This is a genomic window from Flavobacterium cellulosilyticum, from assembly GCF_004349355.1.
In the GTDB taxonomy this organism is placed as follows: Bacteria; Bacteroidota; Bacteroidia; order Flavobacteriales; family Flavobacteriaceae; genus Flavobacterium; species Flavobacterium cellulosilyticum.
Window position 1 is genome coordinate 343,786 of record NZ_SMFK01000003.1, and the last position, 22,500, is coordinate 366,285.

The 22,500-nt window shown below is 31.6% G+C and carries 23 protein-coding genes; 15 read left to right on the top strand and 8 right to left on the bottom strand.

Going from position 1 to position 22,500, the window contains the following annotated elements:
* Positions 1 to 7: 7 nt before the first annotated feature.
* From E0F76_RS07895 to rpsF, 4 genes are all read right to left on the bottom strand, one after another.
* Positions 8 to 481 carry a DUF6495 family protein gene (locus E0F76_RS07895; RefSeq protein ID WP_132003878.1) on the bottom strand — a complete coding sequence of 158 codons (474 nt, stop codon included), beginning with the start codon at positions 479 to 481 and terminating at the stop codon, positions 8 to 10.
* Positions 482 to 606: 125 nt separating this feature from the next.
* Positions 607 to 1,050 carry a 50S ribosomal protein L9 gene (gene rplI, locus E0F76_RS07900; RefSeq protein ID WP_132003881.1) on the bottom strand — a complete coding sequence of 148 codons (444 nt, stop codon included), beginning with the start codon at positions 1,048 to 1,050 and terminating at the stop codon, positions 607 to 609.
* A gap of 65 nt (positions 1,051 to 1,115) precedes the next feature.
* On the bottom strand, positions 1,116 to 1,412 hold the full coding sequence (gene rpsR, locus E0F76_RS07905; RefSeq protein ID WP_007138295.1) for a 30S ribosomal protein S18: 297 nt from the start codon (positions 1,410 to 1,412) through the stop codon (positions 1,116 to 1,118).
* Between the two features lie 5 nt (positions 1,413 to 1,417).
* Positions 1,418 to 1,759 (bottom strand): 30S ribosomal protein S6, encoded by a 342-nt coding sequence (gene rpsF, locus E0F76_RS07910; RefSeq protein ID WP_132003884.1) that lies wholly within the window; start codon positions 1,757 to 1,759, stop codon positions 1,418 to 1,420.
* 166 nt (positions 1,760 to 1,925) lie between these two features.
* Here rpsF and E0F76_RS07915 point away from each other — a divergent pair, with 166 nt between their 5' ends.
* Positions 1,926 to 2,621 carry a LytR/AlgR family response regulator transcription factor gene (locus E0F76_RS07915; protein ID WP_132003887.1) on the top strand — a complete coding sequence of 232 codons (696 nt, stop codon included), beginning with the start codon at positions 1,926 to 1,928 and terminating at the stop codon, positions 2,619 to 2,621.
* On the opposite strand, the gene priA is transcribed toward E0F76_RS07915, so the two are convergent.
* From priA to nadC, 4 genes are all read right to left on the bottom strand, one after another.
* Entirely contained in the window at positions 2,618 to 5,068 is a 2,451-nt protein-coding gene (priA, locus tag E0F76_RS07920; protein ID WP_132003890.1) for a replication restart helicase PriA, read from the bottom strand. The two genes, E0F76_RS07915 and priA, sit on opposite strands and share 4 nt — an antisense overlap.
* A 48-nt stretch (positions 5,069 to 5,116) precedes the next feature.
* Positions 5,117 to 5,551: a DUF2147 domain-containing protein gene (locus tag E0F76_RS07925; RefSeq protein WP_132003893.1), complete on the bottom strand. Its 435-nt coding sequence runs from the start codon at positions 5,549 to 5,551 to the stop codon at positions 5,117 to 5,119.
* A gap of 109 nt (positions 5,552 to 5,660) precedes the next feature.
* Positions 5,661 to 6,593, bottom strand: a complete 933-nt coding sequence (locus tag E0F76_RS07930; RefSeq protein ID WP_132003896.1) for a YihY/virulence factor BrkB family protein — start codon at positions 6,591 to 6,593, stop codon at positions 5,661 to 5,663.
* Between the two features lie 12 nt (positions 6,594 to 6,605).
* Positions 6,606 to 7,463 (bottom strand): carboxylating nicotinate-nucleotide diphosphorylase, encoded by an 858-nt coding sequence (nadC, locus tag E0F76_RS07935; RefSeq protein WP_132003899.1) that lies wholly within the window; start codon positions 7,461 to 7,463, stop codon positions 6,606 to 6,608.
* Between the two features lie 311 nt (positions 7,464 to 7,774).
* On the opposite strand from nadC, the gene E0F76_RS07940 reads away from it, so the two are divergent.
* From E0F76_RS07940 to E0F76_RS08000, 14 genes are all read left to right on the top strand, one after another.
* Positions 7,775 to 8,959, top strand: a complete 1,185-nt coding sequence (locus tag E0F76_RS07940; protein WP_132003902.1) for a cation:proton antiporter — start codon at positions 7,775 to 7,777, stop codon at positions 8,957 to 8,959.
* A gap of 222 nt (positions 8,960 to 9,181) precedes the next feature.
* Positions 9,182 to 11,959, top strand: a complete 2,778-nt coding sequence (locus E0F76_RS07945; protein ID WP_132003905.1) for a T9SS type A sorting domain-containing protein — start codon at positions 9,182 to 9,184, stop codon at positions 11,957 to 11,959.
* Between the two features lie 410 nt (positions 11,960 to 12,369).
* Positions 12,370 to 13,113, top strand: a complete 744-nt coding sequence (locus E0F76_RS07950) for a LytR/AlgR family response regulator transcription factor (protein ID WP_132003908.1) — start codon at positions 12,370 to 12,372, stop codon at positions 13,111 to 13,113.
* 175 nt (positions 13,114 to 13,288) lie between these two features.
* Entirely contained in the window at positions 13,289 to 15,208 is a 1,920-nt protein-coding gene (locus E0F76_RS07955; RefSeq protein WP_132003911.1) for a histidine kinase dimerization/phosphoacceptor domain -containing protein, read from the top strand.
* Positions 15,209 to 15,451: 243 nt separating this feature from the next.
* Positions 15,452 to 16,234, top strand: coding sequence for a hypothetical protein (locus tag E0F76_RS07960; protein ID WP_132003914.1), 783 nt, complete (start codon positions 15,452 to 15,454; stop codon positions 16,232 to 16,234).
* Between the two features lie 74 nt (positions 16,235 to 16,308).
* Complete coding sequence (locus E0F76_RS07965; RefSeq protein WP_132003917.1) at positions 16,309 to 17,070, top strand: hypothetical protein; 762 nt, start codon at positions 16,309 to 16,311, stop codon at positions 17,068 to 17,070.
* A gap of 23 nt (positions 17,071 to 17,093) precedes the next feature.
* On the top strand, positions 17,094 to 17,582 hold the full coding sequence (locus tag E0F76_RS07970; RefSeq protein ID WP_132003920.1) for a nuclear transport factor 2 family protein: 489 nt from the start codon (positions 17,094 to 17,096) through the stop codon (positions 17,580 to 17,582).
* A gap of 45 nt (positions 17,583 to 17,627) precedes the next feature.
* Positions 17,628 to 18,563 (top strand): nuclear transport factor 2 family protein, encoded by a 936-nt coding sequence (locus tag E0F76_RS07975; RefSeq protein ID WP_132003923.1) that lies wholly within the window; start codon positions 17,628 to 17,630, stop codon positions 18,561 to 18,563.
* Between the two features lie 108 nt (positions 18,564 to 18,671).
* Complete coding sequence (locus E0F76_RS07980; RefSeq protein WP_132003926.1) at positions 18,672 to 19,610, top strand: NAD-dependent epimerase/dehydratase family protein; 939 nt, start codon at positions 18,672 to 18,674, stop codon at positions 19,608 to 19,610.
* 12 nt (positions 19,611 to 19,622) lie between these two features.
* On the top strand, positions 19,623 to 20,522 hold the full coding sequence (locus E0F76_RS07985; RefSeq protein ID WP_132003929.1) for a dioxygenase family protein: 900 nt from the start codon (positions 19,623 to 19,625) through the stop codon (positions 20,520 to 20,522).
* A gap of 55 nt (positions 20,523 to 20,577) precedes the next feature.
* Complete coding sequence (locus tag E0F76_RS19605; RefSeq protein WP_246022007.1) at positions 20,578 to 20,814, top strand: VOC family protein; 237 nt, start codon at positions 20,578 to 20,580, stop codon at positions 20,812 to 20,814.
* On the top strand, positions 20,766 to 21,029 hold the full coding sequence (locus tag E0F76_RS19610; protein WP_246022008.1) for a VOC family protein: 264 nt from the start codon (positions 20,766 to 20,768) through the stop codon (positions 21,027 to 21,029). The genes E0F76_RS19605 and E0F76_RS19610 overlap by 49 nt, the downstream gene beginning before the upstream one ends.
* 60 nt (positions 21,030 to 21,089) lie before the next feature.
* Positions 21,090 to 22,130 carry a methyltransferase gene (locus E0F76_RS07995; RefSeq protein ID WP_132003932.1) on the top strand — a complete coding sequence of 347 codons (1,041 nt, stop codon included), beginning with the start codon at positions 21,090 to 21,092 and terminating at the stop codon, positions 22,128 to 22,130.
* A gap of 64 nt (positions 22,131 to 22,194) precedes the next feature.
* Positions 22,195 to 22,461, top strand: a complete 267-nt coding sequence (locus tag E0F76_RS08000) for a hypothetical protein (protein ID WP_132003935.1) — start codon at positions 22,195 to 22,197, stop codon at positions 22,459 to 22,461.
* Positions 22,462 to 22,500 lie beyond the last annotated feature (39 nt).

Genomic DNA, 22,500 nt, shown 5'->3' on the forward strand with positions numbered 1-22,500 from the left:
GATACAATTAAGATTCTATAATCGAAATAATTTGTTTAAACAAAAGTCCGTCGCTCAAGAACGAACCTTGTTGTATCAATTCAAAAATAGATGTATTTCTATCTTCTATAAATACTTTTTTACCTGTTTTAATTTCGATAGTATCAGTAAACATATTGTCACTCAACCATTGTAAACCTTCTTTTGTTAGAAAATCGGTTTCTGGAACCAATGATTTTAAAACAATGGATTGAACATAAGTATCAAAACATTGAAAAAGGAAAATATGATTTTTGGAAAAATTTTCTAAATATGCTGCTCTTCCTAGAACACCTTCCCAAACCAAATCGGAAAAAACATCCAGTTCTTGTTCTGCAACTTCAGGTTTTTCTATTTTTATTTTATCCCATTCCGCTTTATCAATTGCTTGAGTAGCCAGAAAATTAATAAATTCTTGATGTAATTCTTCGAATTGTTCTTTTGTAAGTCTTGAGTATTTCATTCCTTTTTAGATTTTAGATTAAGGATTTTAGATTAAAAAAGGAGAGATTAAAATTAAAAATCCAATAAAAATTAAACAAAAAAAATCCCGATTTACATCGGGATTTAAATCTATAGTTTTAGAAATTATGCTTTTTCAGCAATGATTTCGTAAGCTAATTCAACTACAACATCTCTGTGTAATCTAATGCTTGCAGCATATTTACCTGTTCTTTTTACGATACCGCTAGTGATAAATTTTCTTTCGATAGATTGACCTGCTTTCTCTAAAGATGTAGCAATATCAATATTTGTTATAGAACCAAAAAGTTTTTCACCACCTGCTTTTGCGTAAATTTTAATTTCAAGTGCTTTTAAAACTTCAGCAAGTTCTTTAGCATCGTTTACTACTTTAGCTTCTTTGTGTGCTCTTTGTTTTAGGTTTTCAGCTAATACTTTCTTTGCAGAAGGAGTAGCTAAAATTCCGTGACCTTGTGGGATCAAAAAGTTACGACCGTAACCATTTTTTACATTTACCACATCATCTTTAAAACCTAAATTTTGAACGTCTTTTTTTAATATAATTTCCATGTTGTTGTCCTTTGTTATTAGAAGTTAGGTTTCAAATTAATGAAAACCAACAACTGAGATTTTTTTTATTTTAATAAATCCGCCACATATGGCATTAAAGCTAAATGACGCGCTCTTTTTACAGCTACAGACACTTTTCTTTGGTATTTTAATGAAGTTCCAGTTAAACGACGAGGAAGAATTTTCCCTTGCTCATTTACGAATTTCAATAAGAAATCAGCATCTTTATAATCAATATATTTGATACCTGATTTTTTGAAACGACAATACTTTTTAGTTTTGTTTGTTTCTATATTTAAAGGAGTAAGATATCTGATATCTCCGTCTTTTTTTCCTGAAGCAGATTGTTGTAATGTTGCCATAATAATTAAGCTTTTGCAGATTTAAGTTTAGTTCTTCTTCTTTCAGCCCATGAAATAGCATGTTTATCAAGACTTACAGTCAAGAAACGCATTACTCTTTCGTCACGTCTAAATTCAGTTTCAAAAGCAATTAAGATTTCTCCTGGTACTTTGAATTCAAAAAGGTGGTAAAAACCAGATTTTTTGTTTTGGATTTCGTAAGCCATTTTTTTTAGGCCCCAATCCTCTTTCGATACCATTTCAGCTCCACGACTAGTAAGAAAATCTTCAAATTTGCTTACTGTTTCCTTTACCTGGACTTCAGATAAAACGGGATTTAAAATGAAAACAGTTTCATAATGATTCATAAATTTTTATTTAAAATTAATTTGGCCGCGAAAGTAATCTTTTTTTTTAAATAAACAAACATTATTCAATTATAATCGTCATAATGCAAAAAAAGACGATAAAGATTAGGTTTATTGAAAAATCAATATTACTTTTACTAACCCAAATCTTTATAAAATAAAAATTATGAAACTAAACTGTGTCGTTGTAGATGATAGTTCCATTCAAAGAATGATTATCACAAAGTTAGTAAATAATCACCCAAATCTAAATTTAATTGGTGATTTTTCTAATGCGATTGAAGCTAGAGGATGTATGACCATCCATAATGTAGATTTAATCTTTTTAGATATTGAGATGCCTGTTATTAGTGGTTTCGATTTCTTGGATGGTTTAAAAACTAAACCCCAAATTATCTTCATCACTTCTAAGGCTGAATATGCAATGAAAGCGTTTGATTATGACGCTACTGATTATCTACAAAAACCTATTGCTATAGATCGATTTAATGCTTCTGTTAAAAGAGCTATGGATTTACATGCTTTGCGTTCTGAAACTCACGATGAAGATGGTGAACACATCTTTATCAAAAGTAATCTAAAAAAACTAAAAGTATTCACTTCTAAAATAAAATGGATTGAAGCTTTTGGAGATTATGTAAAAGTGGTAACAGAAGACGAATGTAATTTGGTTCTTTCTACCATGAAATCTTTTGAAAAAGACCTGCCAGCTGATAAATTTGTAAGAGTACACAAATCGTACATTATAAATATAGACAAAGTAGAGCGTTTTAATAGCCGATTTGCAGAAATAGGCATTACTAAAATCCCTCTTAGTAGGAACAAAAAAGAAGATTTAGTTAGAGCTTTGGCTATCAACTAATAAAAATCAACATTTACAGCTATCTTAATAGCTCTATATTGTGCAACAGATTCAAAACTATTCATCATTTTCTGAATAGTTTTTTTTGTGCCTTGTAAGGACTGGTTTTGTGGAATTTTAATCATTATTGTTCTAATATATTCATTACGTATCCTAGAAATAGGTGGTTCCTCTGGTCCTAATACCGGAATTGTCAGGTTTAACTGCATCACTTGAAACAACCACATCGAACCTTCTTTGAGTTTATCAAAATCACGATGTTTCAATGTTAATTTAATAAGTTTAAAAAAAGGAGGATATTTATAGATTTGTCTTTCATATAATTGTTCCTTGTACATTCCCTCATAATTATTATGAACTACTTGCTGAATGGTATTGTGTTCTATATTATAAGTTTGAATAATTACTTTTCCTCTTTTTTCAGAACGACCGGAACGACCAGAAACTTGCGTCATCATTTGAAAACTTCTTTCAAAAGCTCTAAAATCAGGATGATATAACATGTTATCGGCATTCATTATTCCCACTAAACTCACATTATCAAAATCCAAGCCTTTAGCCAGCATTTGAGTTCCTACGAGAATTTCGACTTCCCGATTTTTAAAACTATCAATAATTTTTTCGAAACCATATTTTCCGCGAGTGGTATCCTGATCCATTCGACCAATTTTAGCATTAGGAAATAATTCGACTAATTCCTGCTGAATTTGCTCGGTTCCGAATCCTTTTGTAGTTAAATGAACGCTGGTACAGGAATGACAATTGTTTGGTTTTGCCATGGAATACCCACAATAATGACAACGCAATTGATTTTTATGTTTATGATATGTCAGACTTACATCGCATTGTGGACATTGTGGTACATGACCACAAGTCAAGCATTCGATTACTGGCGAATAACCCCTGCGATTTTGAAACAATATAACTTGTTCCCCTAAAGATAATGCGGTAGTGATTTCCTCTATTAAAGTATCACTAAAATGTCCAGACATTCTTTTACGAAAGTATTTGTCTTTCAAACCCACCAATTCTATTTCGGGCATCATGACATTTCCATATCGTTTAGAAATTTCTACTAAACCATATTTTCCTGATTGCGTATTATAATAGGTTTCGATACTTGGCGTAGCCGAACCCAACAAAACTTTAGCTTTATTATTGTTTGCCAAAACAATTGAGGCATCACGAGCGTGATAACGAGGGGACGGATCGACTTGCTTGAATGTTTGTTCGTGTTCTTCATCTACAATAACAAATCCCAAGTTGGAGAATGGTAAAAACAAGGCGGAACGCGCCCCAATAACAATTTGTGCTTTTGGAGTATGCTCCAATACTTGCTGCCACACTTCTACCCTTTCGTTATTGCTATATTTCGAATGATAAACGGCTACTTTATTTCCAAAATAATCTCGCAACCTTGCTACTAACTGCGTTGTCAGTGCAATTTCCGGCAACAAATACAGAATTTGTTTACCGGTTTCAAGATATTCTTCGATGAGCTTAATGTAGATTTCAGTTTTTCCACTTGAGGTGACTCCGTGTAACAAACAAACTTCTTTTTCGGAAAAACATTTTTTGATTTCCTCAAAAGCTATTTGTTGCGCTTCACTTAATTGCAATTGTTCTTCTTTAGTTTTTCCTGAGAAATTGACACGATCTACTTGAATGTAGTATTCTTCAAAAATTTCTTTATCGATTAATGCTTTCACAATTGCCGAAGTAGACTTGGCAACTTCAGTCAATTTTTTTACTGTAATCGGTTTTTTTTCAGAAGCACTTAGTTGAAAAAAACGCATTACAATGTCTTTTTGTTTGTGTGCATTTTTTAATGTTGCGAGCAATTCTTCCAAGCCTTCATTCGAATCGTATTTAGAGTGTAATTTTACATATCGAATGAGTTTTGGAGAATAAGATTCTAACATTTCTTCTTGAAGCACCAGAATGTTTTTATCAATCAACTTTTGGATAACAGGAAAAATATTTTTCTTATTCAAAATATTGATAATGTCCTGCACTTTCAAAGAATTTTGTTGCTGCAATGCTTCGTAAACCAAAAACTCATCATCAGAAAGAAGACTTTCATCTACAAAAATAGCTGGTTTTTGAGAAATAATGGTTTCGCTTTCCAACAAAAGTGCCGATGGCATTGCGCCACGATACACATCTCCAATAGCACACATATAATAAGAAGCAATCCATTGCCAATGTGCAATTTGAATTTCGGTTACAATAGGATTTTCATCCAGAATTTGATGAATTTCCTTAGCTTCGTATAGAGTTGGTTTATTTTGGTGAATTTCAATTACTAACGCAGTGTATATTTTACTTTTTCCAAAAGGCACTGCCACACGCATTCCTTTTCTGATGTAATGATATTCAGTTTCGGAAACACGATAGGTAAAGGTTTTAGCAAGAGAAAGCGGTAAGATTACTTCGACAAAGTGCATTATAAAATGAGATTTAGGAATTGCAATTGGGAAAATTTTAGTTAAAAATTAATCCTTTATTCTAAGCCAATATTGTGTTCTTCCAAACAATGGAATACCTATATAACCACGAACTTTAAGTTTATCCTTACTTTCCAATGTGATAAAGCATTTATATAACATCCCGTTCGAGGGATCCAGAATTTTACCATTGGTATATTCCGTACCTTCCTTCGAAAGCCCTTTTATAATTGTCATTCCTATGATGGGTTTGTTTTTATCTTCTCCTGTGCATTTTACACACACTTTTTTTTTGTTTTTTTCTTCTAGGATTTCTATTATTTTACCATAGATTTTTCCTGACTTTTCATAGATCTCAACAATTGATTTTGCTTCTCCAGTTTCATCGCCTATGGTTTTCCATTTGCCAATAACAGTGTTGTTTTGCCCATAAAATTGTATTGAAAAAAAAAGCAATACAATATATAATAGATTATTTTTCATTTAAGTTTTTTTTAAGTGTTAACCTCATTATAGACTATAGAAATAGTATTAAAGTTCGCAATTTTATTTTAAACACTTTATTTTTAAATAATTATTGAAAGAAAATAAATCAATCTTTTTTAAAATTTCGTCTTAATTTATTAATAGAAGCATTTAATTCGAAGCCAAGCAAAAGTACCATACAATTTATCCAAATATAAAACATCATAATCAATAATGTACCAATTGAGCCATATAATTGATTGTATTTAGAAAACCGAATGACCCAAATACCAAAAAAATACGAGGATAGAATAATAAGAATTGTTGTAAAAACCGAGCCTATAGAGATGAATTTTGGTTTTTGATTACCGTGATGTTTAGTTCCAAATCTAAATAATATAGAAGTGGTAATTAAAATCATCAATATTAGAAACGCAAATCGACCTAATTGAATAAAAGGTATATTTTCTGTAAACACATTCTGCATTTTAAATTTTTGAATAAAAACCTCAAATATCAAAATGATAGCAACAGTAAACAATAATAAAAACGAAAGCAATAACGACATAGCTAGTGCCACTAAATATTGCTGAATAAATCCTCGTTTAATAATGATATGATGTGAATTCTCGAAACCACCTAAAACTGCTGTTAATCCGTTTGTCATCAATAAAATAGACAATACAATACCCCAAGAAATCAAACCTGTGTGACTATTATTCAAAATATCATTAATAATAATTGCAATAGCTTCATAGGTATGGGGCGGAACACCATGCTCGACAAATTTGAGAAAATCCTGTTGAAAACCTTCTATCGGAATATAAGGAATGAGATTTAAGATAAATAAAGCGAAAGGAAATAATGCCATAAAAAAACTAAATGCAATAGCCGAAGCACGATAGGACAAAGCTCCTTCAACAATTCCAATAAGGTATAATTCTAATAAATCATACAACGACAACTGGTACAACCAAGGCAGTTTTATTCTCTTGAGGACATAAACAAATTTTCTCAATATCCTGACTCTCTTAATTCTTTCTTCTATCTCTTTACTCATTGATTTCAGGTATCAAAATGCCTTCAAACTTAAATCCATATTATAGATAGAATGAGTTAATGCTCCTGAAGAAATATAATTTACACCACATTCGGCATAATTTTTAATGGTCTCTTCATTGATATTTCCAGATGATTCTGTTTGGCTTTTATTTCCAATTAAGGCAACCGCTGTTCGAGTATCTTCGTAATTAAAATTATCTATCAAAATTCGATGAATCCCATCACTTTCCAATATTTCTTTTATTTCATCGAGATTTCTAGCTTCAACAATAATTTTTAAATCGAGATTATTTTCTTGAAGATAGCGTTTAGTTTTGGCTATAGCCAATGTAATTCCTCCTGCAAAATCAATATGATTGTCTTTTAGCATGACCATATCATAAAGAGCAAAACGATGATTTTCCCCACCTCCTATTTTCACCGCCCATTTCTCACAAGCTCTGAATCCTGGAGTTGTTTTTCTGGTATCTAAAATTTTTGCAGTGGTTCCTTTTAACAATTCGACATAACTATTTGTTTTAGTTGCAATGGCGCTCATTCTTTGCATAGAATTGAGTACAAGCCGTTCCGCTTTAAGAATTGACTGAGAACTTCCTGAAACTTGAAAAACAATATCACCCTGTTTTACCGGATTTCCATCCTCTAATAATGTCTCTACAATTAAATCCTTGTCTACATATTCGAAAATCATTTTGGCGAAAGAAACACCAGCAATAATTCCATTTTCTTTGACCAATAATTTTGCTTTTCCAGTTGCACTTATTGGAATACATGCAAGTGAACTATGATCGCCATCACCAACATCTTCCCGAATGGCATTTTTTATAATGAGTTCAAGTTCGTTTTCGAATTGAATTTTGCTAATCATATTTAATTGATTTTATGAGATGCTAAAGTACTCAATTAATTGCAAATTTTAAATGTTTGGGTTTTGGAAATTTAAAGCTTTTTATCTCTTTTACATTTTTCAATTTAATAAATTCTTATTTATTTGAATAAAAAATACCATTGAATTTTGTTTATACTTATAAAATACGAATTATTTAATCTATCGTTTAATTCCCACATTTGTTGATTGTTTTGTATATTTGGAAACAATTATCCAAGGATATTTGTCCTAATTAGTTTAAAATCAAACCATAGAGATTAAAAAGATTCCAATAAAAATCCTTTTCACAAATGACAATAACACTAATTACTGCAATTTGCATCTTATTAATTTTAGCCTACATTTTTGATATTACTTCCTCTAAAACTAAAATTCCTTCAGTAATAATGCTTTTGGTTTTAGGATGGATTGTGAATCAAATTTCGACTTTTATTGATGTTCCAATTCCTGATTTGACTCCAATATTACCAATATTAGGTACAGTTGGACTTATTTTAATTGTATTGGAAGGTTCTCTAGAATTAGAATTAAATAAATCGAAGTTTTCATTTGTTAGAAAAACATCATTAATTGCAATTTTACCAATGTTAATTCTAAGTTTCTTACTTGGCTATTGTTTTCATTACTTTGGAAATACAAGTTTGAAAATTGGCCTTGCAAACGCCATTCCATTTGCTATAATAAGTAGTGCCATTGCTATACCAAGTGCTCAAAATTTACGTTCAAAACAGAAAGCATTTGTTACTTATGAAAGTAGTTTATCGGATATTTTTGGGGTGATCATTTTTAATTTTATTACAATTAATGAGATTATTGGATTTCAATCTATCAAGCACTTTTTAATTCAATTAGTAATTATATTAGTTATTACCGTGATAGCAACATTAGGATTAGCCTTTTTGTTGAGTAAAATTAAACATCATGTTAAGTTTGCTCCTATCATTTTAATAATTGTTTTAATTTATGATATTTCTAAAATTTACCATTTACCTGCATTAATATTTATACTCTTATTTGGACTATTTCTTGGGAATTTGGATGAAATTAAACACAATAAATTTATTCAAAAATTACAACCTGAAATATTAAACAAAGAAGTGTGTAAATTCAAAGAACTTACAATCGAAATTGCTTTTTTAGTGCGTTCCCTCTTTTTTCTATTATTTGGATATTTAATACAAACTTCAGAATTATTCAATTCACAAACTATTTTATGGGCCATATGCATCACATTTGGGATATTCTTTTTTCGATATGTATTTTTAAAAATATTTAAACTCAAATTAGATCCTCTTTTATATATAGCTCCACGTGGTTTAATTACTATTTTATTGTTCTTAAGTATTCCTCAAAATCAAGTAACAGCATTAGCTAATAAATCTCTAATTATTCAAGTAATTATTTTGACCGCTTTAGTTATGATGATAGGTTTGATGGCAAATAATAATGGCAAAAAAATTAGGGCCGTTATTTAAGACAGAATCAAACATTTTACTTTTTTGGGTTCTATTATTTATCAGGATAAAAAAGACTTTAAATATACCTGCTATTAACAACAATCTATAAAACAAATAAGAATATTACTTTTACCCAATCATAAAGTGTGATTTCAACACGAATGAATTGTGAATGTAAATTTAAATATATAGATTTGGGCAATCGATTACAAATATTAAAACCAATAAAACAAACCATTAATGTCCAAAAAGTCCTTAAAATTATCATTTGTATTATTATTCTTTTTTCTAATACTTGCCCTTCCTTCTGTAAATGCCCAAAATCCAGTGGTGAAAATTGATTTTGATCAGTCGGGAAGACAATCTGCAGAGGTTAGTGAACCTGATTACATACCCTGGGATGTTGCAATCTCACCAAGCAAGACTACCAATGGAATTACATTTAAAGTTACCAGACTAGGAAATAAAGGCGATGCGTTAGGAACAAATTGGTATAAAGCCGGCATACAAGCTCCCAGTTATGCTCGATTGGTTTGTGATGGACTTACAGTAAAAGGCACGACAGCAAATGAAGGGGGACAAATAGAACTTCGAATTAGCGGATTGCCTACTGGCACACATTCTTTGCTTGCCTTTTTAAACGCAGTGGATAGCGAAACTTATACATTTAGTCCAATCGATATTTCTGTAGATGGAAGTTTAGTTATGGATAATGTAATTCCTAGTATACGAGCTTTAAAAACTGCTGATGCAAAATCGGTTTACTTAAATTTACAAGCAACTGCAGGTGCGGATGTAGTAGTTAAATTTACAGCTGAAACATCAGGTAGTGAAACTTTTAAAAATGTAATGTTGAACGGATTTGAATTAAACACGGCCAATATTTATAATCAGGCAACAAATCCAATACCTATCCATAACAATGAACACGTTGAGTTAAGTTCAGGTAGCACATTATTACAATGGACTCCTGCCATTAATGCAGTTTCACAAAATGTATATTTTGGTACTGATTTAACAGCATTGGAAGCAGCGAACATATCATCATCCGAATATAAAGGAAATCAAACAACGACAAATTCATCCTATCAAATAAATGGTTTATATACCGGAACAACTTATTACTGGCGAGTGGATGAGGTATTGGCAAGCAGCGAAGTTATAAAAGGCAGTTCGTGGCGATTTCGTCCAGCCCAACTTGCTTTTCCAGATGCTGAAGGTTATGGCCGTTTTGCCCGCGGAGGAAGAGGCGGAAAAGTTGTGGCAGTAACTAATTTAAATGATAGTGGGCCAGGAAGTTTACGTGATGCTGTTACCAATGACATTGGCCCTAGAACAATAGTTTTTAATGTGTCCGGAATTATTCAACTGAACTCTCGTTTGGTTTTAAGTCAACCTTTTGTTACCGTTGCCGGTCAAACTGCTCCTGGCAAGGGAATCTGTATTCGCTCAGCTCCATTTGGAGTTACTGGCAATGATGCCATTGTTCAAAATGTAAGAGTAAGAATTGGAGGCGGACCAACCTATGACGGAATGGGATTAACTGGTGCCAATTATAGTATAATAGATCATTGTTCCATCAGTTGGACCATTGATGAGTCATTTAGTTCGCGTTCAGGAAAAAATATTACGCTGCAAAGAACATTAATTTCAGAAGCATTAAATGCCGCTGGACATCAAAATTATCCAGCAGGTACAGAGCATGGGTACGCAGGTTCAATAAGCGGAGACACAGGAAGTTTTCATCATAATTTATTAGCACATAATTACGGACGTAATTGGAGTTTGGCCGGTGGTTTGGATGGAAACAATTATTTTGCCGGTAAATTAGATATTACTAATAATGTAGTTTATAACTGGGGATCAAGAACAACCGATGGAGGGGCTAATGAAGTAAACTTTGTAAATAATTATTATAAACCCGGTCCTGGAATGCAATTACAACAGTATGCATTGACTATGAATCATGAAGATAACTTTGCGGGCATGCAACGTAGTTATTTTGCTGGTAATATTATGCCTGGATTTTTTGACGAAAGCAATCAAACACTGGGACGAAGAAGCACTATAAGTAGTGGTATCACCATCAACTATGAGACATTCGTAAATACCCCGTTTTTCCCCTCATTTGTAACAACACAATCAGCTACACAAGCATATAAAATAGTACTTTCAGATGTAGGTTGTACCCAACCTGTATTTGACGACCACGACACAAGAATGGTTAACGAAACTTTAGCCGGAACATATTCCGTGACGGGAAGTGTAACAGGAAAAAAAGGATTTCCTGATAACGAAGCCGATGCTGGGGGTTTCGAATCGTATCCTGCTATATCCAGAGATGTCAACTGGGATTCGGATAATGATGGATTGCCAAATTGGTGGGAAACTACTATAGGAACAAATGTGAACTCTGGATCTGGTGATTTTTCTGATTCTAATGCAGATGCTGATTTGGATGGATATACTAATTTAGACACTTATATTCAATGGATGGCAACACCTCATTACAACTCTCCAAATGGTAGCAAAATCAGCATCAATATTCAAAAACTTTCCAAAGGTTTTACAAAAAGCCCCGCTTATACCCTATCAAATGTTGTAAATGGAACTGCATCTCTAGTTGCGGATACTGTTGCATTTACACCAACAGCAATCGGTTTTGGTTCTTTTAATTTCACTGTAACCGATTCCGAAGGAGGTAGTATGACTAGAAAAGTAAATATACTTAGCGGATTTGACATACAATTATCAACAAAACAAATCGATATACCTAAAACTGGAATTACCGTTTGGCCAGTTCCAAATAAAGGATCTTTTTACATTTCAATGGTAAAAAATGACACAAAAGCAGAATATAAATTATTTGACATTTTGGGCAAAGAGGTAACAAAAGGAATTATTGACACCTCCAGTTCTCAAAACATTATCGTAAATTCTAATGGTATCTACATCCTAAAAGTATACGAATTAAATACGAAGAAGATTTTATATACCCAAAAAATTATAATTCAATAAAGTTTGTTTTTAAATAATAAAAAAATGCCGTTTACAAATTAGTAAACGGCATTTTTTTATTAACTATACATTAGACTCAAGTTGCAAATACCTTTTTTTGATTGAACTTTAGACGGAAGTTTTAACAAATATAAAACCCATTTTGAATTTCCTATTCAACAAAACAATAAGAATTCTAGGCGTATTTTATTAAGGATTCTATAGGCTGCAGGTATAAACTAAATTATAGCTTAAATTAAGCTATTTGACTTTTTATATTTACGCCCTCTATTGCAAAAAAGCATCTAAACTACTTATTTACAATTAAATAGTTTTCATTACCTTTACAAAACATAAGAATACATTCCAAGGAATCTTCAATCAAATAAACCTATATTTTTTTTAAAATCTAATTAAGTTAAACAACTTATATGAAAAAAAATAACACTATTTTGATAGTAGAAGACGAAATGATAATTGCTGCTAATATATCATTGCAACTTTCTCATTTGGGTTATGAAGTAACAGGAATCATTACAAAATCCGATGGTATTATGCCACATATCGCGCAATTTGTTCCAGATATTATTTTGATGGATATCAATCTAAAAGGAAATTTAGACGGTATAGAAGTCGCGCATTTAATTCAAAAAGAATATAAAATCCCTATTATTTATTTGACTGCCAACTCGGATGAAGTCAATTTTAACAGAGCAAAAGAAACAAATCCGTATGCTTTTATTTCCAAACCTTTCAAAAAATTAGACTTACAACGTGCTATTGAGTTAACAATAATACGTGTTCAGGAAGAGCAAAGCAGAGAAAAACACGCTGATTTGACTACCGATGAGCCTTATATTTTGAGTGATTGTATTTTCGTTCGTAGTCACGATAAAATGGTTAAGGTTTGTATTGAAAATATTTTATACATCGAAGCCGAACGAAATTATTGCAAAATTCATTGTAAGGACAAGGAACATTTGTTGGTTACCACTTTGAAATATTTAGAAGAAAAACTGCCCGCCAATAACTTAATGCGAATTCATCGTTCTTTTATCGTTAATCTTCACCACATCGATGAAATTGCAACAAGTCATGTCGTTATAGGTAAAAAAGCAATCCCTTTAAGTGCCGAATTAAAAAAACAGTTATTGCTTCATATTCAAAAAGTATAACTAAAACACCAAAAAAGCCCTAACTGAAGGGAAAAATCGTGTTCACTCAACACGACAAATTGTTGGAAGGAAGACTAAATAAAATCAAAAAAGCACCACCGTTATTTTTAAATTTAAACTAAAAATGCTATTTAAAATATTGATTTAACTCCTACAGAATCTATAAACTCTACTTATGAAAAAAATCATAATCCCTTTTTTAGTAGTTATAGTTTCTATTGGATTTGCACAAAACAATAAAAAACTTTCAACAAATGAAGTTTTAGAATTGAGCAAAACATATCAGGATAAAGGATTGTATTTCCAGAAAATTCCTAATTTCAATAGAGATAGCACGGTGTACTATTTAGATAAAGCAGCCCATGTTTTAGAAACCAATCAACCCATTCAATACCGAAGATTAGCTGAAATATTTTTGGATATAACAAATAGAAGAAACAGGTCATATCCATTTACAAAAGTTGACAAACTTGCTGAAATAGGGATTAATTACTATAACCAAATCCCTGACAATCAAAAAGACACATTTATAGAATACATACTTTTAACAAATTGGGCTTCAATTAAAGTTGAAAAAGGGGAGTTAAAAGACGCTGTTACTCTTTTCAGTAATGCCTTACATTTAATCCAAAACGATCCGCGCCCAGAAGTACGTGCTAAATTCTTAAAAGACAAAGCCAATTTTATCAATAGATATGGACTCCCTGAAGAAATAAAGACTTCTTCAGAATTAACCAATAAAAGTTTTGCGCTTTATAAGCAACTAGATCAAAAAAAACACTTACAAGAAGTAACTTCTATTTATAGTGAGAAAATAATTTCGGCAATGAATACAAATAATGATTCATTATCATTTTATGTAAACGAATTTGAAAAGTTGCTTCCTAAATTAAAAAACCCTTTTACTTATGGTTGGTATTATTGCACTTTAAGTGACTATTATTATAATAAAAAAGAATATTTAAGAGCGAAAAATCTTGCCAATAAAGGGATTAAAATGCTCGAAAAATATAAGATGCAAAACGTAGATAGTTATCCTATGATGTTGACCCAATTAGCTGATTTTGCCGTAGAAAAAAAAGAATATGATAAAGCAATTGAATATTATGGGAGAGCAAAAGTAATTTGCGAAACTAATAATTTTAGATCTTTTGGCATAAAAATACTTCAATCTTTATCTGAGATAAATGAAAAAAAAGGTGATTTCAAAAAAGCATTGCACTACCAAAGAGCATTTACCATTGAAACATTAAAGTTTGAAAAAGAACGCAATGAAAGAAGTCTGCTTGAAAGCGAACTGAAAATGAATGTTATAAACCAAGAGAAGGAACTTATCCAAAAAAATAATCAACAAAAATTATATATTGTAGCATTAATTTTATGTATCATTTTACTTGTATTTATTTATAGAAACGTAATACTTAAACAAAAAAATAATTTAAAATTAGCTGCTTTCAATCATGAACTGGAAGATAAAAATAATCTTTTAGACAAACACAATACTGAAAATGAATTACTTCTAAAGGAAATTCACCATCGTGTAAAAAACAATTTAGAAGTAGTTTCGAGTTTACTTTCATTACAGTCTGCTAAAATTGATGATCCAAACATAAAAGATGCCATTGCCGAAGGGCAAAACCGAATTAATTCTATTGGATTAGTACATCAAAAATTATATCAAGGTACTAACCTTGGTGAAGTAGAAATGAAAGAATATTTTCTTAGTGTCAGCGAAAGTATCCTAGACAGTATTGGTGCTGGGAAGCGTATCGATTTAAAATTGGAAATGAATCAACTAGAATTAGACATTGATACTGCTATTCCATTAGGATTAATCATCAATGAATTATTGACAAATGCTATAAAATATGCTTTTCCTAATGGCAACAAAGGAACAATTACTATCAAACTAGAAAAAAATGACAATCGTAATCTCCATTTGGAAGTTGCTGATAACGGTGTTGGAAAAACAGCAATCATTCAAGGTACTGGTTTTGGAGGGCAATTAATTTCCTTACTTACGCTACAATTAAATGGTACAATGACAGAAAAAACACAAAATGGAACGACTATCATTTTTGATTTTAAATTATGAACTTAATTTTCTCCTTGCATACAAAACACTAAACTTTTCATAATTTAAATTTATAATTTACTGATTATCAATAGCGTTACAGATTAGTTAATCTATAATTCTCCTTTTTTCTTGCCGATAAAAAAAACATACTCTTCGGACATTATTTATCCATTTTCGTCCTTATCCATTTTCGTTTGTAATTGATTATCTGTTACTTAGACTATTGAATAAATATTTTAATAACTACTTAAAAAATTAATTATGAAAAAATTACTAATGCTTATCGCAATAATTTTGTTTGGCAATAGTGTTATTGCACAGAACAAACTGTACTTACTATTTGAATTTATGAAAGTTGAAGCTGCCCAAGAAGGGGCGTATTTAGAAACAGAAACTTTTTGGCAAAAAATTCAAGAACAAAGAACAAAAAATGGAGATATTATAGGATGGGATCTTTGGAGTCTCCAACCTGGCGGCAAAGATCAAGGATATCAATACTTAACTGTTACACTTTATAATGATCCAGTAAAAATGATGAGCGGTGCAGGAAATTTTGAAGCGGCTATAAAAGCAGCATATCCAAAAATGTCCGAAGAAGAATTTAACGAAAAATTCATTAGTACTGCAAAATCAAGAGACTTAGCTGTTCGCATTTATTTAGAACAAATAGCATCTACAAAAGACGACTTTAAGATGCCTATAGGTACAATAGCAGGAATAAATTTAATGAAAGTTTCCGACGCAAATTTTGAGAATTATGAGAAATTTGAAAACGAAATTTTTAAGCCATATGCCCAAAAAGAGATTGAAGCTGGAAACAGGGGGAATTGGGGCTTAATGCGTTGTATGTTGCCTATGGGTAGCGATGTTTATGCAACCCATATTACTTCGGATATGTATGAAGATTATAAACAATTATTTAATAATAACATGACCGATTACTCTACAATAAGTGAAGCAGAAACCAAGAAATTTCAGGATGGGTTAGCAACACGCGATATGAAATATAAATATATGGGAACACTGATAAAAAAAGTACGCTAAAACAAATTCAACCACTTGGTATCAAGTTATTTAATAACTACTAAAATTCTATTTACAACTAAAACAGTACAAGTATGAAAACATTAAAAATTACAATCTCGTTATTAGGCATTTTTCTTTTCTTATTTCCTTTAAAAACTGTTGCACAAAACCAGATGTACACGATTCATGCAGACTATGTAAAACCGGCAATGGAGAAAGAATATGTCGATGTTTCTAAAGCTTTTATTGCTGAATGTAAAAAATACAATTTACAAGATGCTGACTGGATGCAAGCAAGATTAGACAACGGAACTTATATAACTATTGAAGCAATTCCGAATATGGCAGCGTTGGACGTAAATAGTTTTGCTCCGTTGGCAGACAAAATGGGAAAAGAAAAATTCCAAGCACTTGTAGATCGATATGCAAAATGCTATGACAAACATGGCAGCTTTAATTTATCGCTAATTAAAGACTTAAGCTATATGCCTGACGGAGCTACTGCTGCACAAGAAGGTATGAATTACAGAAAATACCATTATCTGTTTGTAACACCATCAACCTCAAAATTGGTCAGAGAAAAAATGAAAACCATCACAGATTTATATGTCAAAAAAGGTTCAAAAGAATATTTTCGAGCATATCATAGTGGGTATGGGACATTAGAAGAATTTTTCCTTGTAGTTATTTCTGCTAAAGACGAACAATCGTATGCAAAACAATCAGATGAAAATGACGTACTAATAGGAGATGAAGGAACAAAACTTTTCGATGACTTATTCAAAACCGTTAGCCGTTATGAACCTTTATCTGGCAAAATGCTACCCGAATTGAGTTATGCTGCAAAAAAATAAAAAACAACTAATATATTATTGATATGAAAAACTTATTTATTCTTGGACTTGCATTAGTGTTATTTACATCTTGCAATCAAAAACAACGCTACACGCAACAATCTCCAGAAATCGACACCTACAAAAAAGTAATGGAGGATTATAAAACACAAAATTGGGAGGATTATCCCAAACATTATGCTGATAGTGCCAAAATTGCAAATAATGTTGTAAAAGAAAAAGCCCAAACTGTAACAGAAGCTATTGAAAAAGCAAAAAAAGATGCTGAACTATTTACTTGGACAGTCAAAGATATTGATTATGAAATGGTTATTACTGACAAAGATGAAACTTGGGTGAACTATTGGGGTATTTGGAGAGGAACATTAAAATCTAGTGGAAAAGTATATATTATACCATTTCACAATACAGCTCAGTTTGTTGATGGAAAAATTGTTAAGGAAGACGGGTATTGGGATAATTCTGAAATCGTAACCGATATGTTAAAACAAGCTGAAACCCCAAAAAAATAACAACCTCATAATGGTAAATTATTAATTAAAGTAAATTTTGAAGCAATGAAAAAAATAATTCTAGCAGCATTTATGCTCACCCTTTCTATAAGCTATTCTCAAAAAAAACCAAATGGAACCGTTTATATTAATCATCCAGCCATAGTTGTTGTTGAGGCATACACAAAAGCAATTAACGATGGAGACCTAAATAAAATAGATGATTTTTTGGCAGATGATTTTAGAGCATTTAGTGCTACAACAGGCAACCAATTTAATAAAGGCTTAGATAAATCGTCTTATTTGAATAGAATAAAATCTTGGAGAGAGAGTATTGAGTATTTTTCCATAAAAACTGCAAAAGGAGCTTATCCTGATGCTATTGAATACAAAGATGATAATCAAAAAGATGTGGTTTGGGTTCAAACTTGGGACGAGTTAAAAGGAGTTCACACAAAAACAGGTGTAAAAGTAAATATGAATTTACAACGAACATTCGTCATCAATAAAGCCAATAAAATAAAAACGATTTACATCTATGATAACCCATTAATCAATGAGGAAATATATGACAGCGAGACAGTAAGAACCAATGGAACTATTTATAACCATCACCAAAACATCAATAATGTAAAAAACATGTTGTTCGCCTTTGAACAAAAAGACCTAAATAAAAGCTACAGCTATTTTACAAATGATGCTCGTTTTGCTGATATCAATAGTATGGACAACAAATCATTGTCACTTGATGAACAAAAAGCCATTGACAAAAAAGTGTTGGACGCATTTGACATCGTCGGATTAGAAGTTATTGGTTATCCCGATTATATGCATTATGAATTAGGTGACAACGGTGTGGTTTATTCTTGGTGGAGATGGCATTTGATTCGCAAATCAGATAAAAAAGAAATAGCATTACCCGTTCATTATCAGCACAATATTGACAAAGACGGTAAAATAATTAGAGAGATGGCATATTACAATGCCGCATTATTGAAATAACCAGAAATAGAACTCCATTTCATGGTAAGTATATAGCATTACAATAATTATTAATTCAAGACCTTACGGGATTCCAAACCTGTGAGGTTTATTAAAACCGAATTAAAAATGAAAAAAGTGGGAATTATAGGTGGTTCTGGTTTCATAGGAAGCTATATCACCAAAGCTTTTCTAGATAATCATTTTCTAGTAAAAGTATCGACTACAGCTATTACAAGAGAAGATAAGTACAAACATCTTGTAACACTAAACCATGCTGATAATTTACATATTAGCGAATTAGATGTGATGGATAAAGTCGCACTACAAGATTTTGTTATCGACTGTGATATTGTAATTCATAGTGGAACTCCATTTATTTTAGACGTTCAAAATCCACAATCCCAATTGTTTGATCCAACTATAAAAGGAACAGAAAACTTTTTAGAGGTTATTATTCAAACACCAGGAATCGAAAAAGTAGTATTTATTGCTTCAGTCGCTGCTTGGAATACTAATTTTCCAATGCCTGCAGGAACTAAAAGTTTCACCGACACTTTCGATGAAAATGATACTCCTTTTACTAGCACCGAAAGTCATCCATATGCACAAGCCAAATTTATTGCCAACCAAGTAGTCGAACAATTCATTATTGACCATCCGGATTTATCGTATGAAATCAGTACCGTTTCCCCTGTTTTGGTTGCTGGAAAATCCATGTCGCAAAGAGAAGATTCTACCTCAACAGGTTTGCAGTTTTTGATCAAAAATAAATTAGCTCCTGATGCTTTTGTTCAGGCGCTTTATGATAATGATGTGCCTTTTGCCATTGTTGATGTTGAAGATGTGGCTCATGCTGTTTATAAAGTAGCTACTACCAAAGGATTGCACGGCAAAAATTATTTATTAACCAGTGAAACATATAAAATCACTGATATGACTGCTATGCTCAACAACCAAGAACCTAAGGAAAAAGCAAGTATTGTTTATAAAAATAATTTGGCTAAAAAAGAATTGGGAATACAATTTAGACCCGCGAAAGAAACTTTGAATAATTATTCAATTTAAAATAATTAAAAAATGGAAAGACGAATATTTATTAAAAACACCTCCCTATTTGCAATTGCAATTAGCACAACAGGTTTTGTACGTTTTGATGGCAAGCATTATATTGGTGACTGTGAAACTACTAGCGATATTTTAGGTCCTTTTTATAGACCTGACAGTCCTATTAGAAATAACCTGACTATTGTTGGTGATTTAGGTGAAACAATTTTGCTAACTGGTAAAATTTATCATAAAGATTGTAGTACACCTTATAAAAAAGCTAAAATAGAATTATGGCATTGCGACTCCAATGGGGTTTATGACAATTCTTCTGAGCAATATCGCTATCGTGGCACTTCATTCTCTGATGAGAATGGCAATTATTCCTTTAAAACGATTTTACCCGTTCCATACGATATTGGGAATGGAATGTTTCGTCCAGCCCATTTTCATATGATGATTTCAGCTAAAGGTTATCAACCATTAGTGACTCAAGTTTACTTCAAGGGAGATGTACATATTTCCAAGGACGAAACAGCTTCTTTGCCAACGGCTATAAAAAGAATATTACCTATTGAAAATTTAAAAAACGGAACCAAAAAAGTAGTTTATAACATTGGTATGTCTGAAAGTTTATTAGCAGAATCATCCGCTATTGACAAATTGGTCGGTACCTATACAGATGAAAAAGATTCAACTATCAAAAAAATATTTTTCAAAAAAGACAATGTACTTTGGATGAAAAACGAATTATTCGGAGTCAATTTTGATTTCATTGGTAATAATACTTTTACCCGATTGGGATCAGACCCAAAAGAGGAACTTACTTTTCATTTTGAATTATTACCGACTAGTTTAGTTAAGTTAACAATTTCATCAGTTAATGAAAATGGTGAAAAACAAACTCAAGTTTTGGTTAGGGAAAAGACATAAATCCTTTTAGGTCTATGTGAAACTTCAAATAATTATTCTAATAAAATCAAGTACAATGAAAAAAACAAACTACTTCCTGATTGCTTTTGCCTTTTTTGGAATGATAAACGCTCAAGAAACAATAGGATTTACCTTTAATCATATTGCATTATCGGTAAAAAACCTGGACAATTCGGCTGCATTCTATAAAGATGTTTTACAGCTTAAGGAAATTACCAATAAAACAAAAAAGGAGGGTATTCGATGGTTTCACTTGGAGAAGGAAAAGAATTGCACCTTATTTCTATTCTAAAAGAAGCCGTTACCATTAATAAAGAAGTTCATTTTGCATTGACAACATCTAATTTCGATGCCTTTGTTAAAATTGTAGAAGCAAAGAATATTCGGTATTCTGATTGGCCAGGAACTCTAAATAATGTAAATATCCGAGCAGACGGAATCAAACAAATATATCTTCAAGACCCCGACGGTTATTGGATTGAAGTAAATAGTGTTGGAAATAAATAAACGCAATAGTATTTCAAAATCAGAAAACAGAATAGAGTAAACATACAAAAAGCACGAAAAATGGAACAAACAGCGAATCATCCGTCACCCGAAAGTATTATGCAAATTGGCACTGGATTTTGGGCCTCAAAAATCCTTTTGAGTGCTGTAAAATTTGAACTTTTCACTGTACTTGTCGAAAATAAATCAATGTCGGCATTTGATATTAAGTCGAAATTTGGGTTTCAATGTACCATCCGAAATGTATATGATTTTTTAGATGCTCTTACAGCTTTTGGCTTTCTAAAACGGGAAGGTTTGTTAGCATCTGCAAGGTATTCTAACAACCTGAACACTAACTTTTTTCTTGACAAAAACAAACCAACCTACATTGGTGGCATATTAGAAATGCTAAATAATAGATTATATGGTTTTTGGGGTAATCTTGAAGAAGGATTACTCACAGGACTTCCACAGAATGAAATAAAAATTGGCGAAAATTTGTTTGATGCTTTATATGCTGATGCAGTCCGTTTGAAAGAATTTATTTTAGCTATGAGTGGAATTCAAATGGGTGGTTTTATAGCTTTTGCTCAAAAATTTGATTTTTCAAAATATAAAACCTTAGTAGATATTGGTGGTTCAGCAGGATTATTGTCCTTGATGGTTGCAAAACATCAATCGCATATAAATTGTATTACTTGGGATTTGCCTGAAGTGACTCCCATTGCCAACGAAACTATTGCAAATTTTCAATTACAAAATCGTGTAAAAACAAATGCTGGTAATTTCTTCAATGATCAATTCCCAAAAGGGGACATAATTACAATGGGAAATATTTTGCACGATTGGGACGAAGAAACCAAGCTGATGTTAATTAAAAAAGCCTTTGATGCATTGCCCGATGGTGGTGCTTTAGTAGTTATTGAAAACATAATTGATGACGAAAGAATGCAAAATGTTTTTGGTTTGATGATGAGTTTGAATATGCTCATCGAAACCGGAAATGGATTTGATTTTACATTTGCTGAATTCAATAAATGGACAAAAGCGATAGGTTTTAAATCTACTTCATTGTTAGCATTGGCTGGTCCTGCAAGTGCAGCAATTGCTTATAAATAAAATAATTAAAAATGCATAAAGTAAAAACGAGTAAACAAATTAGTAACCTATAAATCACAAAAAAATGAAAACAGTAGTAGTCCGTCACAAAGTAAAAGATTTTGATGTTTGGAAAAAAGGTCAACAAGAACGACTTGAAATATTTGCACCTGCAATTAATAGTTTTAATGCTTTTCAAGATGTAGATAATCCAAATTCGGTTGTAATAATAATTGAAACTGATAATGTAGAATTGCTTGGAGCAATCATCAACGACCCGAAAAATCAACATTTGAAAGACAAGCACACCGTATTAGAACCCATTACGATGTCGATGCAAATACAATTTTAAAAACATAATTAGAAACGAGAATTTTTATTAACATTTAAA

Excerpts from the sequence above, each read along its gene's own strand:
- rpsR (WP_007138295.1), bottom strand. The coding sequence starts at position 1,412 with ATGGCAACATTACAACAATCTGCTTCAGGAAAAAAAGACGGAGATATC.
- priA (WP_132003890.1), bottom strand. The coding sequence starts at position 5,068 with ATGCACTTTGTCGAAGTAATCTTACCGCTTTCTCTTGCTAAAACCTTT.
- E0F76_RS07915 (WP_132003887.1), top strand. The coding sequence starts at position 1,926 with ATGAAACTAAACTGTGTCGTTGTAGATGATAGTTCCATTCAAAGAATG.
- E0F76_RS07895 (WP_132003878.1), bottom strand. The coding sequence starts at position 481 with ATGAAATACTCAAGACTTACAAAAGAACAATTCGAAGAATTACATCAA.
- E0F76_RS07960 (WP_132003914.1), top strand. The coding sequence starts at position 15,452 with ATGAAAAAATTACTAATGCTTATCGCAATAATTTTGTTTGGCAATAGT.
- E0F76_RS19605 (WP_246022007.1), top strand. The coding sequence starts at position 20,578 with ATGAAAAAAACAAACTACTTCCTGATTGCTTTTGCCTTTTTTGGAATG.
- E0F76_RS07995 (WP_132003932.1), top strand. The coding sequence starts at position 21,090 with ATGGAACAAACAGCGAATCATCCGTCACCCGAAAGTATTATGCAAATT.
- E0F76_RS07925 (WP_132003893.1), bottom strand. The coding sequence starts at position 5,551 with ATGAAAAATAATCTATTATATATTGTATTGCTTTTTTTTTCAATACAA.
- E0F76_RS07980 (WP_132003926.1), top strand. The coding sequence starts at position 18,672 with ATGAAAAAAGTGGGAATTATAGGTGGTTCTGGTTTCATAGGAAGCTAT.
- E0F76_RS19610 (WP_246022008.1), top strand. The coding sequence starts at position 20,766 with ATGGTTTCACTTGGAGAAGGAAAAGAATTGCACCTTATTTCTATTCTA.
- E0F76_RS07950 (WP_132003908.1), top strand. The coding sequence starts at position 12,370 with ATGAAAAAAAATAACACTATTTTGATAGTAGAAGACGAAATGATAATT.
- E0F76_RS07985 (WP_132003929.1), top strand. The coding sequence starts at position 19,623 with ATGGAAAGACGAATATTTATTAAAAACACCTCCCTATTTGCAATTGCA.
- rpsF (WP_132003884.1), bottom strand. The coding sequence starts at position 1,759 with ATGAATCATTATGAAACTGTTTTCATTTTAAATCCCGTTTTATCTGAA.
- E0F76_RS07970 (WP_132003920.1), top strand. The coding sequence starts at position 17,094 with ATGAAAAACTTATTTATTCTTGGACTTGCATTAGTGTTATTTACATCT.
- E0F76_RS07965 (WP_132003917.1), top strand. The coding sequence starts at position 16,309 with ATGAAAACATTAAAAATTACAATCTCGTTATTAGGCATTTTTCTTTTC.
- E0F76_RS07955 (WP_132003911.1), top strand. The coding sequence starts at position 13,289 with ATGAAAAAAATCATAATCCCTTTTTTAGTAGTTATAGTTTCTATTGGA.
- rplI (WP_132003881.1), bottom strand. The coding sequence starts at position 1,050 with ATGGAAATTATATTAAAAAAAGACGTTCAAAATTTAGGTTTTAAAGAT.
- E0F76_RS07945 (WP_132003905.1), top strand. The coding sequence starts at position 9,182 with ATGTCCAAAAAGTCCTTAAAATTATCATTTGTATTATTATTCTTTTTT.
- E0F76_RS07975 (WP_132003923.1), top strand. The coding sequence starts at position 17,628 with ATGAAAAAAATAATTCTAGCAGCATTTATGCTCACCCTTTCTATAAGC.
- nadC (WP_132003899.1), bottom strand. The coding sequence starts at position 7,463 with ATGATTAGCAAAATTCAATTCGAAAACGAACTTGAACTCATTATAAAA.
- E0F76_RS08000 (WP_132003935.1), top strand. The coding sequence starts at position 22,195 with ATGAAAACAGTAGTAGTCCGTCACAAAGTAAAAGATTTTGATGTTTGG.
- E0F76_RS07930 (WP_132003896.1), bottom strand. The coding sequence starts at position 6,593 with ATGAGTAAAGAGATAGAAGAAAGAATTAAGAGAGTCAGGATATTGAGA.
- E0F76_RS07940 (WP_132003902.1), top strand. The coding sequence starts at position 7,775 with ATGACAATAACACTAATTACTGCAATTTGCATCTTATTAATTTTAGCC.